We start from the raw sequence: 12,919 nt of genomic DNA, 5'->3' as shown, positions 1-12,919 counted from the left end.
GCTCAGGATGCGGCACCGAAACCCGACAGTGGTGATACGGCCTGGATGCTCACATCAACCTTGCTGGTTCTGATGATGACCATACCCGGTCTGGCCCTGTTCTATGGCGGTATGGTCCGCCGGTCGAATGTGCTGTCCATGCTGATGCAGTGCTTCACGGTCTGCTGTCTTTCGACAGTGCTCTGGATGATGCTGGGCTACAGTCTGGCCTTTGCCGAGGGCAATGCCTTCATCGGTGGTCTCGACAAGGCATTCCTGCTCGGGATGGGTGTCGACAGCCTCAGCGGTACGATTCCGGAATCGGTCTTCATGACCTTCCAGATGACTTTCGCGATTATTACGCCCGCCCTGATTACGGGGGCCTTCGCTGATCGTATGAAGTTCGGGCCGATGATCGTCTTTTCCGGTGTCTGGGTGCTGGTGGTCTATGCGCCGATTACCCACTGGGTCTGGGGTGGCGGTTTCCTTGGTGGCGACGGGGTACTGGATTTCGCTGGCGGAACCGTGGTGCATATCAATGCCGGTGTCGCCGGACTTGTGGCGGCGCTGGTGCTGGGCAGGCGGACGGGTCTCGGGTCAGAAAACCTTGCGCCACACAACCTGATTTATTCGGTTATCGGGGCCTCCCTGCTGTGGGTTGGCTGGTTTGGCTTCAACGCCGGATCGGCGGTGGCTGCAAACGGAACGGCTGGCATGGCCATGGCCGTCACGCAGATCTGTACCGCCGCAGCGGCCCTGAGCTGGATGGCCGTGGAGTGGGCGGTGCGCGGCAAGCCAAGTGTGCTTGGGATCATTTCTGGTGCTGTTGGCGGGCTGGTTGCAATCACACCGGCGGCTGGTTTCGTCAACCCTACGGGTGCGCTGGCCATTGGCCTGATCTCCGGCGGGTGCTGTTTCCTCGGTGCGACCTGGCTGAAGAACCGGCTGAAATATGACGATGCCCTGGATTGCTTCGGTGTGCATGGTATTGGCGGCATTGTCGGTGCGTTGCTGACCGGCGTTTTTGCAGTCGAAGCCATTGGTGGCACTGCCGGGCTGCTGGAAGGCAACCCCGGTCAGGTCTGGACCCAGCTTTATGGTGTGCTGGCGACAATCGGATATTGCGGCGTGATGACCTTTATCATTCTGAAGGCGCTGGATCTGACGGTCGGTCTGCGGGTAACGCCGGAACAGGAGCGGGAACTGGATCTCGCCCTGCATGGCGAGATCGTTCACTAAGGGATATCCGGGTCAGCAATCAGGAAGGTGGCTGGATTTTCATCACTTCCTGATTGCTGCCTGAATATGAGGCGGTGTCCGGTCGGTGGCAGGCCCGGAATCCGGAGAGAACCGCCGATCCGGAGTTGGCATAAAGCTTGAATAGCAGAAGACCGTGAAGACTGCGTTGTGGTGACCTACCCCCACCCGGTTGCCACACCGCAGACTGGGGGGCGCTTTCGGGCGCCCCTCTTTGTTTATGGGGAATGCCCGTCTGTTGCGACGGCGTTTCAGAAAGGTATGCTTCCTTCAACGGTACAGCGCTGCATCAGACGCCGCAACGGCAACTGAAAATCACTGGTCGCCTTATGCTGTACGGCACAGTTGTCCCAGATCAGCAGATCACCAATGCGCCAGTTATGGTTATGCGCAAAGGCGGGTTGCTTCATGTGGGTGAACAGTTCCTGCAACAGGTCATCACTTTCGCTTTCCGGTAAATCCAGAATTCGATGGGTATAGCCTTCGCAGACATACAGGCATTTGCGCCCGGTATACGGATGGGTGCGCACGACCGGGTGAATGGCGTCAGCCGGGTATTTCTCCAGTTCCTTCTCACTCAGGACCGGGCGCAGGCCAAATTCCAGGGCCTTCTTGTTCCACATGAAGCGATAACCATTAGCAGCCCGCAGACCGGCCAGCCGCTGTTTCATTTCATCGGACAGGGCGTCATAGGCATCGACGGCTGAAATGAAACAGGTGTCGCCATAGACCCTGCCATCTTTCTCGGGAACCTCGATGGCGTTCAGCAGGGTCGCCCGGCTGGGCTTCTCCAGATAGCAGAGGTCGGAATGCCAGTAGCGGCCAGCATCATGTGATCCGACCGGCTTGCCGTCTTTTGTGATGTTGGAGATCCAGTAAATCTCCGGCGCTTCACCACTATTGGCCTCTGCCCGGACATTGATCTGCAACGTCCCGAACCGACGGCTGAACCCGGCAAGCTGTTCGCCGGTCAGTTTCTGATCCCGGATCACAACAACGGCATAGCGGTTCAGTGTGGCCTCAATTCTGCCGAATAATTCATCACTGACGGATCTGGTCAGGTCTGCTCCCGTGATCTCGGCCCCATAGACCGTACCGGTCGGACTTATCTGAATGTCGGTGGCAGCTACGGTCATGGATTACCTCAGGGTCAGGGTTGCCGGGGGTGGAAATGTTCCGGAAAGGTCTAACAACCGGAGAGTTACTATTTCTCTGCCCTCAAATAATTTCAATTTTTATCCAATACGCATTATTAATGCATAAAACGTAATAACAGGCAGGCAAATGGAACGTGATGCAGACTTCGACCTGGGCAGCCGTCATCTCCGGGCCTTGGTAGCGGTCTGGCGATATGGCAATTTTGCGGCTGCTGCTGCGGATGTCGGGGTCTCACAGCCAACCCTGACCCGGACGGTCCAGCGCGCTGAGGAGATTCTCGGAGCATCGCTTTTCATGCGAACGACGCGCCGGGTTACGGTGACCGCTGCGGGGCGTGAATTCCTGCCGCTGGCGGAACGCCTGCTCGCGGATATCGGTGTCGGGCTACGGAACATCCGGGAGCTGGCAGAGGTCGAACGCGGGCAGATTGTCATCGCCAGCCTGATGTCGGTCGCCCATGGTATCCTGCCGCTGGCCCTGCAGAAATTTGCCATCACCTTTCCTAATGTCGAGGTCAGATTGCAGGAAGGCGTTCAGGCCAGAGTGCTGGAGGATGTACGCAGCGGTGCCGTGGATTTCGGGCTTGGGGACATCTCGACTGTCAGTGGTCCCCTGGAGACAGAGCATCTGGGAGAGCAGGATTACCGGATTGTTCTTCCGAACGGCCACCGGCTGTTACAGAAGGACAGCCTGTCGCTGGATGATCTGGCAGGAGAAACGCTGATTTCCATGCCCGCAGAATCGGCCGGACGAAGGCTGTTCGATGACGCCCTGCTGATGGCGGGGGTTGCTCTTCATTCACGGGTGACAGTCACCCAGTATTCCACGGCTTTTGAACTTGTTGCGCGGGGGCTGGGGATTGCCAGGGCACCTTCGGCGATTCTGACGGGGATCAATTTTTCCGGTATCGCCTCACGGCATCTGTCGTCACCACGAATGATGCAGCAACTCGGTATCATCACGCGGAAGGACCGGTCTCAGGCACCGGCCGCATCTGCATTTCTTGAATTGTTGCGCCATAACTGGCCCGCAAATACGCAGGAAACGGCCTGAAACCTGTTCCTCTTCTGAGCAGCCCGGGCTGTTTCTTCACCTTTTGGCAACCCTGTCCGGCGATAGTAGGGCTGTATAGAAACAGAACTGTCGCTCAAGATCATGGCACAAAGCAAAGCCGGTCGTCCGGCCTTCCTGCCGGCTGACCTGTCGGAATTCCTGAAACGGCGTCTGCGTGAGGCGCGTGGCCTGCTGCTTGCCCTGATGGGCGCGGCCTTGCTGGCGGCGCTGTTCAGCTACAAGCCGACGGACCCCAGTATCAATGTGGCAGTTGCTGGTCCGGTACAGAACTGGGCCGGGCTTCCGGGCGCGCTGTTCGCTGATATCAGCCTGCAACTGATTGGTATTGCGGCCCTGCTGCCGGGGTTTTGCCTGATTGCCTGGGGGCTTCGGATCATGCGGGGCGGCACTATCGTCTGGCCCTGGATTCGTGGGTTCTCCCTGCTGCTGGCGATGCTGTTCATGACACTGGCGGCGTCGGCGCTGGATATGTTTTCCGGCTGGCAGCTTGTTTCCGGTCCGGGCGGCGCCATCGGTGCTGGTCTGATGCAGGGCGCGGATGCGGTGACGGCCAGAATTGGCGGTGCAGTCGGGCTGGTCGGTGTTGGTCTTGTCGCCCTTGTCGTTGCTGCTGGCATTACCCTGTTTGCAGCGGCTATCGCCAGTCGTGATCTGGCGGGAGCCGGGCGTGCTACCCTGAAGGCCGGTCGTGTTGCCGGTGCCGCAGGGGCAAAGGCCCCGGCTATTGGCCGTACCCTGCTGTCATGGCTGCCGAAACGCCGTCCGCAGCGGGTTGAACCCCGGATGCAGCGTGATACGTCACTCGCCCGCCCTCCCGTTCGCCCCTCGAAAACGCGTGAAGCCGAACCCGTCATGCAGGCGGAGGCCGATGCCGAAGTGCGTCGTGAGCGTAAGCCTGTCGTGGCGCAGAAACCGGAACGTCCGGAAACCGGCAACCGCGAGAAGGCCAGCCGTCAGAAGAAACTGGATTTCGGTGTCGATGGCGAGTTCGAGCTTCCCCCGCTTGATCTGCTGACGGAAGCGCCACCCGCCATCATGGACCCCAGCCAGTCCGACGACGCCCTGCAACAGAATGCACGGATGCTGGAATCGGTTCTGCAGGATTTCGGCGTCAATGGCGAGATCGTGAAGGTCAATCCCGGTCCGGTGGTCACGCTGTATGAACTGGAACCGGCCCCCGGTACCAAGACCAGTCGTGTGATTGGTCTGGCCGATGACATCGCCCGCTCCATGAGTGCCATTTCCGTTCGTATCGCCACCATTCCCGGACGCAGCGTCATTGGTATCGAACTGCCGAACCGCAAGCGCGAGACGGTTTATCTGCATGAATTGCTGGCCGCCCGGTCCTATGAAAAATCATCCGCCCGCCTGCTGATGGCGCTGGGCAAGGATATTGGCGGTCTGCCGGAATTCGCCGATCTTGCCCGCATGCCGCATCTGCTGATCGCCGGGACCACCGGGTCCGGTAAATCGGTCGGTATCAACGCCATGATCCTGTCGCTGCTCTATCGCTGCACGCCGGATGAATGCCGGATGATCATGATCGACCCGAAGATGCTGGAGCTGTCAGTCTATGACGGCATTCCGCATCTGCTGTCGCCGGTTGTTACCGATCCGTCGAAGGCGGTCGTTGCCCTGAAATGGGCGGTCCGTGAAATGGAAGACCGCTATCGCGCCATGAGTCAGCTCAGTGTGCGTAACATTGCCGGCTTCAACGAACGTCTCGCCAAGGCGCGTGAAAATAATGAAGAACTGAAGCGCACGGTTCAGACCGGTTTCGATCAGGATACCGGCAAGCCGATCTTCGAAGAACAGGCAATGGATCTCGAGCCGCTGCCCTATATCGTTATCGTCGTTGACGAAATGGCCGACCTGATGCTGGTCGCGGGCAAGGATGTGGAAGCCGCCATTCAGCGGCTTGCCCAGATGGCCCGTGCTGCCGGTATTCACCTGATCATGGCGACACAGCGACCGTCCGTCGATGTTATCACCGGTACGATCAAGGCCAACTTCCCGACCCGTATTTCCTTCCAGGTCACCTCCAAGATCGACAGCCGCACCATCCTCGGCGAACAGGGCGCGGAACAGCTGCTGGGTCAGGGTGATATGCTGCATATGGCTGGCGGCGGGCGCATTACCCGCCTGCATGGTCCCTTCGTGTCGGATGAAGAGGTCAACGCCATCGTCGACCATCTGAAATCACAGGGCAGCCCGGCCTATCTGGAATCGGTCACGGAAGAAGACGCCGATGCGCCGGCTTTCCCCGGCATGCCGGCCCCGGAAGGCAAATCTTCCGGCGATGACCTGTACGATCAGGCGGTTGCTCTGGTCTGCCGCGAAGGCAAGGCATCGACCAGTTTCGTCCAGCGCCATCTCCAGATCGGCTACAACAGGGCGGCGCGGATCATCGAGCAGATGGAAAAGGAAGGCGTGGTGTCGAAATCAAACCATGTCGGCAAACGCGAAGTCCTCGCCCGCAATTTTGAAGCCGATTACGACGAGGCGATGTAGCCAGTCCGTCTGATACCCGCTGCCTTTCCCCATCCCGAACGCGTTTCAGGATCCCCTTGCCCGGCTGATGCGCCGGTATAAGACGGAGTGGAATTGCGCCCGATCCTGAAACGAGTTCAGGATGAGGGGAGAGAGATAAGGGCTTTGCCAGTTTTATCCTCATCCTGAGGAGCGCCGGAGGCGCGTCTCGAAGGACAGTGAGGGAGACATGATGCCGGAGACTGTCTGCCGTCCTTCGAGACGCAGCTTCGCTGCTCATCAGGATGAGGCGGGTGGTTGTTTGGCCCACGGCCCGTCAACCTGACTGATCTACAGTGATGTCGCAGATCTAGCGGCCTGATCGTACAGGCCGGACAGGGCGCGCAGCAGGTCGGCGGAGGCACCGACGTCGCCGCCGTCAATGCCGGTAGAGCCGAAGGCGGTGATGAGACAGTCCTCACGAATCCGGCGATAGTTTTCGCAGGCTTCCTGACCGGCCTTCGTGGTGGCGTAATACATCTCCTTGCCCTGTTTCTCGCGGTCGATCAGCCCGGCTTTCAGCAGCTTCTTGATGGCGTAGTTCACCAGATGGGTGTCTTCGATGTTCAGCACGAAGCAGATATCTGACAGCCGCTTGTTGCGGGCGCGGTGGTTGATGGTGTGGATGACCATCACGTCCAGCGCATTCATGTCCGTGATACCCGTGGCCTGGGTACAGCGGACGATCCAGCGCTGGAAGGCGTTGTTACAGATGAACAGTCCGAATTCCAGTTCACTGAGTTCCGACGCCCGCTCCGACACCAGATGTGAGGATGAGACAATCGGAACGCTGGGCCGGGGTGCGCGGTCTTCCTTCGGATGATCGCTCATTCCGCGGCCTCCTGCCGTTTTGTCACACCATAGCCGCCGCCGGCCGGGGTTCGGATGATGAAGACATCACCGGGGGCCATCTCGACACTGGCACAGCCCGGCACGTCCTCGACTGTCCCGTCTGCACGCTCGACCCGGTTCACACCAAGGGCGCCGGGTTCGCCGCCGGCCATGCCATAGGGCGGGACGATGCGGTGGCTGGACAGTACGGCGGCATTCATCGCCTGCAGGAAGCGCAGTCGCCGGATAGTGCCGTCGCCGCCCTTGTGCAGGCCACCCCCGCCGGAGCCATGGTTGATGCGGAAGTCTTCCAGCAATACCGGGAAGCGCCATTCCAGCACTTCCGGATCGGTAAGCCGGGAGTTGGTCATATGGGTATGGACGGCGGTGGTGCCGTCGAAATCCGGACCGGCGCCGGATCCGCCACAGATCGTCTCGTAATACTGATAGGTCTCGTTGCCGAAGGTGAAGTTGTTCATGGTTCCCTGTGCGGCACCCATGACACCAAGCGAGGCAAACAGGCAATCGGTGATCGCCTGTGAGGTCTCGACATTACCGGCGACAACGGCAGCCGGATAGACCGGGTTCATCATCGATCCTTCGGGGATGATGATTTCAATCGGTTTCAGGCAGCCTTCATTCATCGGGATATCGTCGTCCACCAGCGTCCGGAAAACATAGAGGACGGCAGCCCTGGCCACTGCCGAAGGGGCATTAAAATTGGTCGCGACCTGTTTTGATGAGCCGGAGAAATCAACGATGGCCGTGCGGGCTTCCCGGTTGATCGTGACCTTCGTGTCGATGACCGCGCCGTTGTCCATCGGATAGGTGTATTGGCCGTCCTGCAGCCGGCCGATGACGCGGCGAACCGCTTCTTCTGCGTTGTTCTGGACATGCTTCATATAGGCCTGAACGACACCAAGTCCGAAATGCGTGACCATCTTTGCCAGTTCCTGAAGACCCTTTTCATTCGCGGCAATCTGAGCCCGCAGGTCAGCAATGTTCTGGTCCGGATTACGGCAGGGATAAGGGCCGGAGCCGAGCAGTTCGCGCAGTTCGGTCTCCCGGAAATGGCCACGGTCGACCAGCAGGAAGTTATCGATCAGCACGCCTTCTTCATCGACGCTGGTGGAATCAGGCGGCATCGACCCGGGGGTGATACCCCCGATATCAGCCTGATGCCCGCGGGAGCCGACATAGAGCAGGATATCCTTTCCGGCCTCGTCAAAGACCGGGGTGATGACGGTGACATCCGGCAGGTGGGTGCCGCCGTTATAGGGGGCATTCAGCACGTAGACATCGCCGGGATTCATCGAGCCGCCGCGTTCACGCACCACCGTCTTGATGGATTCCGACATGGAGCCGAGATGCACCGGCATATGCGGGGCATTGGCGACCAGATCGCCGTCCGGATCAAAGATTGCGCAGGAGAAATCCAGCCGTTCCTTGATATTGACCGAATAGGCGGTGTTCTGCAGCGTCGCGCCCATCTGTTCGGCGATCGACATGAACAGGTTGTTGAACACTTCCAGCATCACCGGATCGGCGTCGGTGCCGATGGCAAATTCGCGCTTTTTGACCTCGACCCGGCGCAGGACAAGATGATCCCGGCTGGTAACTTCGGCCTGCCAGCCCGGTTCCACCACGGTGGTTCCGACCGGCTCGATGATGACAGCCGGTCCGGGGACGGCATGGCCGGGCTTCAGGGCCGCGCGGTCATAGATCGGTGCATCATGGAAGGCGGCATCGGTCCACAGACGGGTGCGGCCAAGCTGCGGAATGTCGCCCGCAGTTGCATTGACCGGCAGTTCCGGGTCTTCGACAGACTGGGTGGCACCGACGGCTTCGACGGTCAGCGCCTCGACCAGCAGGCCACGGTCTTCCATGACGAAGCCAAACCGCTGGCGATGCGCCTCGTTGAAGGCAGCGGACATGGCGGCGGGTGAGCCGTAATCCACCTCGATTGCGGTGTCGGTCCCGGCATAACGCACATGGGCGCGTTTCAGCACATAGACATTATCACCATCAAGCCCCTGATCGGACAGTTCACGCAGGGCATCAGCGGCCAGCCGTTCGGCGCGTTCATCCAGATCACCGGCAACGTCACCATCCAGTGTTGCCTCGACGGCTTCCTCGCGGAGTGAACGTACATCGGCCAGTCCCATGCCATAGGCTGAGAGAACCCCGGCAAAGGGATGGATATAGACCGTGCGCATGCCCAGTGAATCCGCCACCAGACAGGCATGCTGTCCACCGGCGCCACCAAAGCAGCAGAGCGCATATTCGGTCACATCATAGCCGCGTTCGACAGAGATTTTCTTGATCGCGTTGGCCATGTTCTCGACGGCGATCTTCAGAAAGCCCTCGGCAACCTGTTCCGACGTGAAGTCATCACCTGTGGCGGCCTTGATCTCGGCGGCCAGTGTGTTGAATTTTCTGGCGACCACATCGGCATCCAGCGGGCTTTTGGCGTCGGGGCCGAAGACCTTCGGGAAATGCTCGGGCTGGATCTTGCCCAGCATGACATTGCAGTCGGTGACGGCCAGTGGCCCGCCCCGGCGATAACAGGCCGGTCCCGGATTGGCCCCGGCGGATTCCGGGCCGACGCGAAAGCGCGAGCCGTCAAAATTCAGGATCGAGCCACCACCGGCAGCAACAGTATGAATCTGCATCATCGGGGCACGCATGCGGACACCGGCAACCAGCGTCTCGAAGCTGCGTTCCAGTTCGCCGGCGAAATGGCTGACATCGGTAGAGGTACCGCCCATATCAAAGCCGATGATCTCGTTGAACCCGGCCATCTTTGCGGTTTCGACCATGCCGACCACGCCCCCGGCCGGGCCGGACAGAATGGCGTCCTTGCCCTGAAACAGACCGGCGTCCGTCAGGCCGCCATTGGACTGCATGAATTGCAGGCGCACATCACCCAGTTCCCGCGCCACCTGATTGACATAGCGTCGCAGGATCGGGCTGAGATAGGCATCAACCACGGTGGTGTCACCACGCCCCACCAGTTTCATCAGCGGGCTGACTTCGTGGCTGACCGAGACCTGTGTGAACCCGATCTCCCGCGCAATCTCTGCGGCGGCGGATTCATGGTCGGTGTAGCGATAGCCATGCATGAACAGGATAGCGACAGAGCGGATGCCGCTGTCATAGACCGGCTGAAGGTCGGCTTTAAGTGCGCTGGTATCCAGCGGGGTCAGCACATCGCCGTCTGCCGTAACCCGTTCGGTGACTTCGACGACGGTTTCAAACAGCATTTCCGGCAGCTTGATATTGCGGTCAAACAGACGGGGACGGTTCTGGTAGCCGATACGCAGGGCATCGCGGAAGCCGCGGGTCACGACCAGCGCCGTGCGGTCGCCCTTGCGTTCCAGCAGTGCGTTGGTGGCGACGGTGGTGCCCATTTTTACCGCATCAACGGCCTCAGACGGGATCGGGTCGCTCTGGCTGAGGCCGAGCAGTTCGCGGATGCCCTGAATGGCGGCATCTTCATAATGCTCCGGGTCTTCCGACAGCAGCTTGTGGGTGCGCAACTCACCGTCCGGCGTGCGCGCCACCAGATCGGTAAACGTGCCGCCCCGATCAATCCAGAACTGCCATTTGTTTTCCCGAACTGCCGTATCCATGAAACTCTCCCAAAGAATTGCCGATCAATTCAATGACAAAACGTTGATAAATTGTCAATGTGTATCCGTTGCTGCCAGGCGATATTCCGGCACGCCTGCGGATAATTCTCACGTTCGTTTTAACGGCTGTGATTCTCGCGTGTCAGTTTATGGCGGGCTTGCTAGTCTCCGCCGCAATTGCAATATGCCCTAACAGTCAATTGGGCTTTATCCAGATTCAGGGAGACTAGGCATGATCCGTTTTAACCTGCTGCGCATTGCGGCTTTTTCGACCGCACTGTTCGGCGCTGCGACGCTGGCATCGGCACAACAGCCGACACCGGACACGGTTGTCGCAACGGTTGACGGCAAGCCCGTCACCATTACCGACCTGGAACAGTTCAAGCAGGGCATCCCGCAGGCCGCGCAAATCCCGACCTCCAGTATCTTCGACATTCTGGTCGACCGTGTGGTTGCGAGCCGTCTTCTGTCGGGCGCCGGCTATGCTGGCGGCCTTGAGAAAAGTGACGAAGTGAAAAAGCAGATGGCCGCAATCGAGCAGCAGCTTGTTGCACGTGCCGAGGTTGAGCGGATCGTCAAGGAAGGTGCGACCGATGCGAAAGTCGAAGCCGCCTATCAGACCTATCTGAAAGAGACCCCGGTAAATGACGAGGTCAAGGCCAGCCATATCCTGCTTGATGACGAAGAGAAGGCGAAAGCAGTGATTGCGGAACTGAAAGCCGGCGCTGATTTTGCCGAGACTGCGAAGGAAAAATCCATTGGTCCGTCCGGTCCGAATGGTGGTGATCTCGGGTTCTTCCAGGCCGAGCAGATGGTGAAGGAATTCTCCGATGCGGCATTTGCGCTGGAAGTTGGCGCGATCACCGAAACCCCGGTCAAAAGCCAGTTCGGCTGGCATGTTATCAAGGTAACGGACAAGAAGGTCGGAACGCCGCCGACAAAGGAAGAAGTCCGCGACCAGCTTGAAGAGAAGATCGGTGCGGAACTGTTGCAGGCCCGTCTCGAAGAACTGCGCGCAAAAGCCGAAATCGTGAGATTCAATATGGATGGCACGGCGAAGGCTGATCCGGCACCGGTGGCACCGCCTGCCGAAACCACAGAACCTGCCAAGACCTCCGAACCTGCTAAGCCGGCACAGTAAGCCGGCGACCGGGAGAGACAGCCATGAAGATTGCAACATCACCGCTGGCCCCTGCGGGCTTCCCTGATATGCCGGCGGTCCCCGGCCTGCATCTGGCAACAGCTGCAGCCGGAATACGCTACAAGGGCCGCGATGATGTCCTGCTGGCCGCTTTTCCCGAAGGGGCGACCATTGCCGGGGTTTTTACCCAGTCCGCGATTTGCGGTGCGCCGGTTGACTGGTGTCGCCAGCATCTGGCTCAGGGATCGGTCCGGGCAATTGTCGCCAATGCGGGCAACTCCAACGTCTTCACCGGTGCAGCTGGTCTGCAGGCCACTTCGACCACGGCAAAGGCTGCTGCATCGGCGCTGGGCTGTGGCGAGGAACAGGTGTTCCTTGCCTCGACCGGGGTGATCGGCGAGCGGATGGACGCCGGCAAGATTGCCGATGTGCTGCCCGGTATGGTGTCGGCCAGTCCGGCAGGCTGGGAAACCGCGGCCCGGGCGATCGGCACAACCGATACCTTCCCGAAAGGAGCGTCGGCTCAGGCAAAGATCGGTGATGCCACGGTTACCATCGCCGGTATTGCAAAGGGGTCCGGCATGATCGCACCGGACATGGCGACCATGCTGTCGTTCATTTTCACGGATGCCAAACTGCCGGCGGAGGTGCTGCAATCGGCACTGAACCGGTCGACTGCGGTAAGCTTCAACTGCATCACCGTTGATTCCGACACCTCGACCAGCGACACAATCCTGCTGGCTGCAACAGGTGCAACGGAACATCCGGTGATCGGAGAATTCAACGACCCTGATCTGTCGGATTTCAAGGACAAGCTGACGCAGGTTCTGACCGATCTGGCACAACAGGTGGTCCGGGACGGTGAGGGTGCGCGGAAGTTCATCTCGGTTTCTGTGAAAGGTGCGGCGTCAAACCGGTCAGCCCGCAAGGTTGGCCTCTCTGTCGCCAATTCGCCGCTGGTCAAGACCGCCATTGCCGGTGAAGACGCGAACTGGGGCCGGATCGCAATGGCCGTGGGCAAGTCCGGTGAACGTGTGGTGCGTGACAGTCTGGGGATCAGCATCGGTGGTGTTCTGGTCGCCAGGGCAGGGGCAGCCGTTGACGGCTATGACGAGGCGCCGGTGGCCGAGCATCTGAAAGGCGACGAGATTGATATCGAGATCGATCTGGGGATTGCCTGGGGATCCGCCACGGTCTGGACCTGTGACCTGACCCACGCCTATATCGACATCAACGCCGATTACCGCAGCTAAAGCCTCTCCGGCGTCTGTTACTCCGGTCGCTTCCAGCATGTCATCCCGTCGAAAGACGGGATCCA

At 59.7% G+C, this 12,919-nt stretch carries 8 protein-coding genes; 5 read left to right on the top strand and 3 right to left on the bottom strand.

Features of this window, described 5'->3' with window-relative positions:
- The first annotated feature begins 45 nt into the window (after nt 1-45).
- Nucleotides 46-1,218, top strand: a complete 1,173-nt coding sequence (gene amt / locus GH722_05055; GenBank protein ID MRG71128.1) for an ammonium transporter — start codon at nt 46-48, stop codon at nt 1,216-1,218.
- 269 nt (nt 1,219-1,487) lie between these two features.
- Here amt and GH722_05050 read toward each other — a convergent pair whose 3' ends face one another.
- The gene (locus tag GH722_05050; GenBank protein MRG71127.1) at nt 1,488-2,372 is read right to left on the bottom strand and encodes a TauD/TfdA family dioxygenase; all 885 of its coding nucleotides are present in this window, start codon (nt 2,370-2,372) and stop codon (nt 1,488-1,490) included.
- 148 nt (nt 2,373-2,520) lie between these two features.
- Here GH722_05050 and GH722_05045 point away from each other — a divergent pair, with 148 nt between their 5' ends.
- Entirely contained in the window at nt 2,521-3,447 is a 927-nt protein-coding gene (locus GH722_05045) for a LysR family transcriptional regulator (protein MRG71126.1), read from the top strand.
- Nucleotides 3,448-3,549: 102 nt separating this feature from the next.
- Nucleotides 3,550-5,979, top strand: coding sequence for a cell division protein FtsK (locus GH722_05040; protein MRG71125.1), 2,430 nt, complete (start codon nt 3,550-3,552; stop codon nt 5,977-5,979).
- A 309-nt stretch (nt 5,980-6,288) separates the two neighbouring features.
- Here the strand turns inward: GH722_05040 and GH722_05035 are convergent, their stop codons facing one another.
- Both GH722_05035 and GH722_05030 read right to left on the bottom strand, forming a co-directional pair.
- The gene (locus GH722_05035; GenBank protein MRG71124.1) at nt 6,289-6,828 is read right to left on the bottom strand and encodes a winged helix DNA-binding protein; all 540 of its coding nucleotides are present in this window, start codon (nt 6,826-6,828) and stop codon (nt 6,289-6,291) included.
- The gene (locus GH722_05030; protein ID MRG71123.1) at nt 6,825-10,460 is read right to left on the bottom strand and encodes a 5-oxoprolinase; all 3,636 of its coding nucleotides are present in this window, start codon (nt 10,458-10,460) and stop codon (nt 6,825-6,827) included. The genes GH722_05035 and GH722_05030 overlap by 4 nt, the downstream gene beginning before the upstream one ends.
- Before the next feature lie 232 nt (nt 10,461-10,692).
- On the opposite strand from GH722_05030, the gene GH722_05025 reads away from it, so the two are divergent.
- Together GH722_05025 and argJ are read left to right on the top strand one after the other, a co-directional pair.
- Nucleotides 10,693-11,601: a peptidylprolyl isomerase gene (locus GH722_05025; GenBank protein ID MRG71122.1), complete on the top strand. Its 909-nt coding sequence runs from the start codon at nt 10,693-10,695 to the stop codon at nt 11,599-11,601.
- Between the two features lie 68 nt (nt 11,602-11,669).
- The gene (gene argJ / locus GH722_05020; GenBank protein ID MRG71121.1) at nt 11,670-12,854 is read left to right on the top strand and encodes a bifunctional glutamate N-acetyltransferase/amino-acid acetyltransferase ArgJ; all 1,185 of its coding nucleotides are present in this window, start codon (nt 11,670-11,672) and stop codon (nt 12,852-12,854) included.
- The last annotated feature ends 65 nt before the right edge of the window (nt 12,855-12,919 follow it).

The organism is Alphaproteobacteria bacterium HT1-32 (genome assembly GCA_009649675.1).
Lineage (GTDB): Bacteria > Pseudomonadota > Alphaproteobacteria > Rhodospirillales > HT1-32 > HT1-32.
This window is presented reverse-complemented; position numbering and strand designations above follow the sequence as displayed.

Excerpts from the sequence above, each read along its gene's own strand:
- GH722_05040 (MRG71125.1), top strand. The coding sequence starts at position 3,550 with ATGGCACAAAGCAAAGCCGGTCGTCCGGCCTTCCTGCCGGCTGACCTG.
- GH722_05050 (MRG71127.1), bottom strand. The coding sequence starts at position 2,372 with ATGACCGTAGCTGCCACCGACATTCAGATAAGTCCGACCGGTACGGTC.
- GH722_05035 (MRG71124.1), bottom strand. The coding sequence starts at position 6,828 with ATGAGCGATCATCCGAAGGAAGACCGCGCACCCCGGCCCAGCGTTCCG.
- amt (MRG71128.1), top strand. The coding sequence starts at position 46 with ATGCTCACATCAACCTTGCTGGTTCTGATGATGACCATACCCGGTCTG.
- GH722_05030 (MRG71123.1), bottom strand. The coding sequence starts at position 10,460 with ATGGATACGGCAGTTCGGGAAAACAAATGGCAGTTCTGGATTGATCGG.
- argJ (MRG71121.1), top strand. The coding sequence starts at position 11,670 with ATGCCGGCGGTCCCCGGCCTGCATCTGGCAACAGCTGCAGCCGGAATA.
- GH722_05045 (MRG71126.1), top strand. The coding sequence starts at position 2,521 with ATGGAACGTGATGCAGACTTCGACCTGGGCAGCCGTCATCTCCGGGCC.
- GH722_05025 (MRG71122.1), top strand. The coding sequence starts at position 10,693 with ATGATCCGTTTTAACCTGCTGCGCATTGCGGCTTTTTCGACCGCACTG.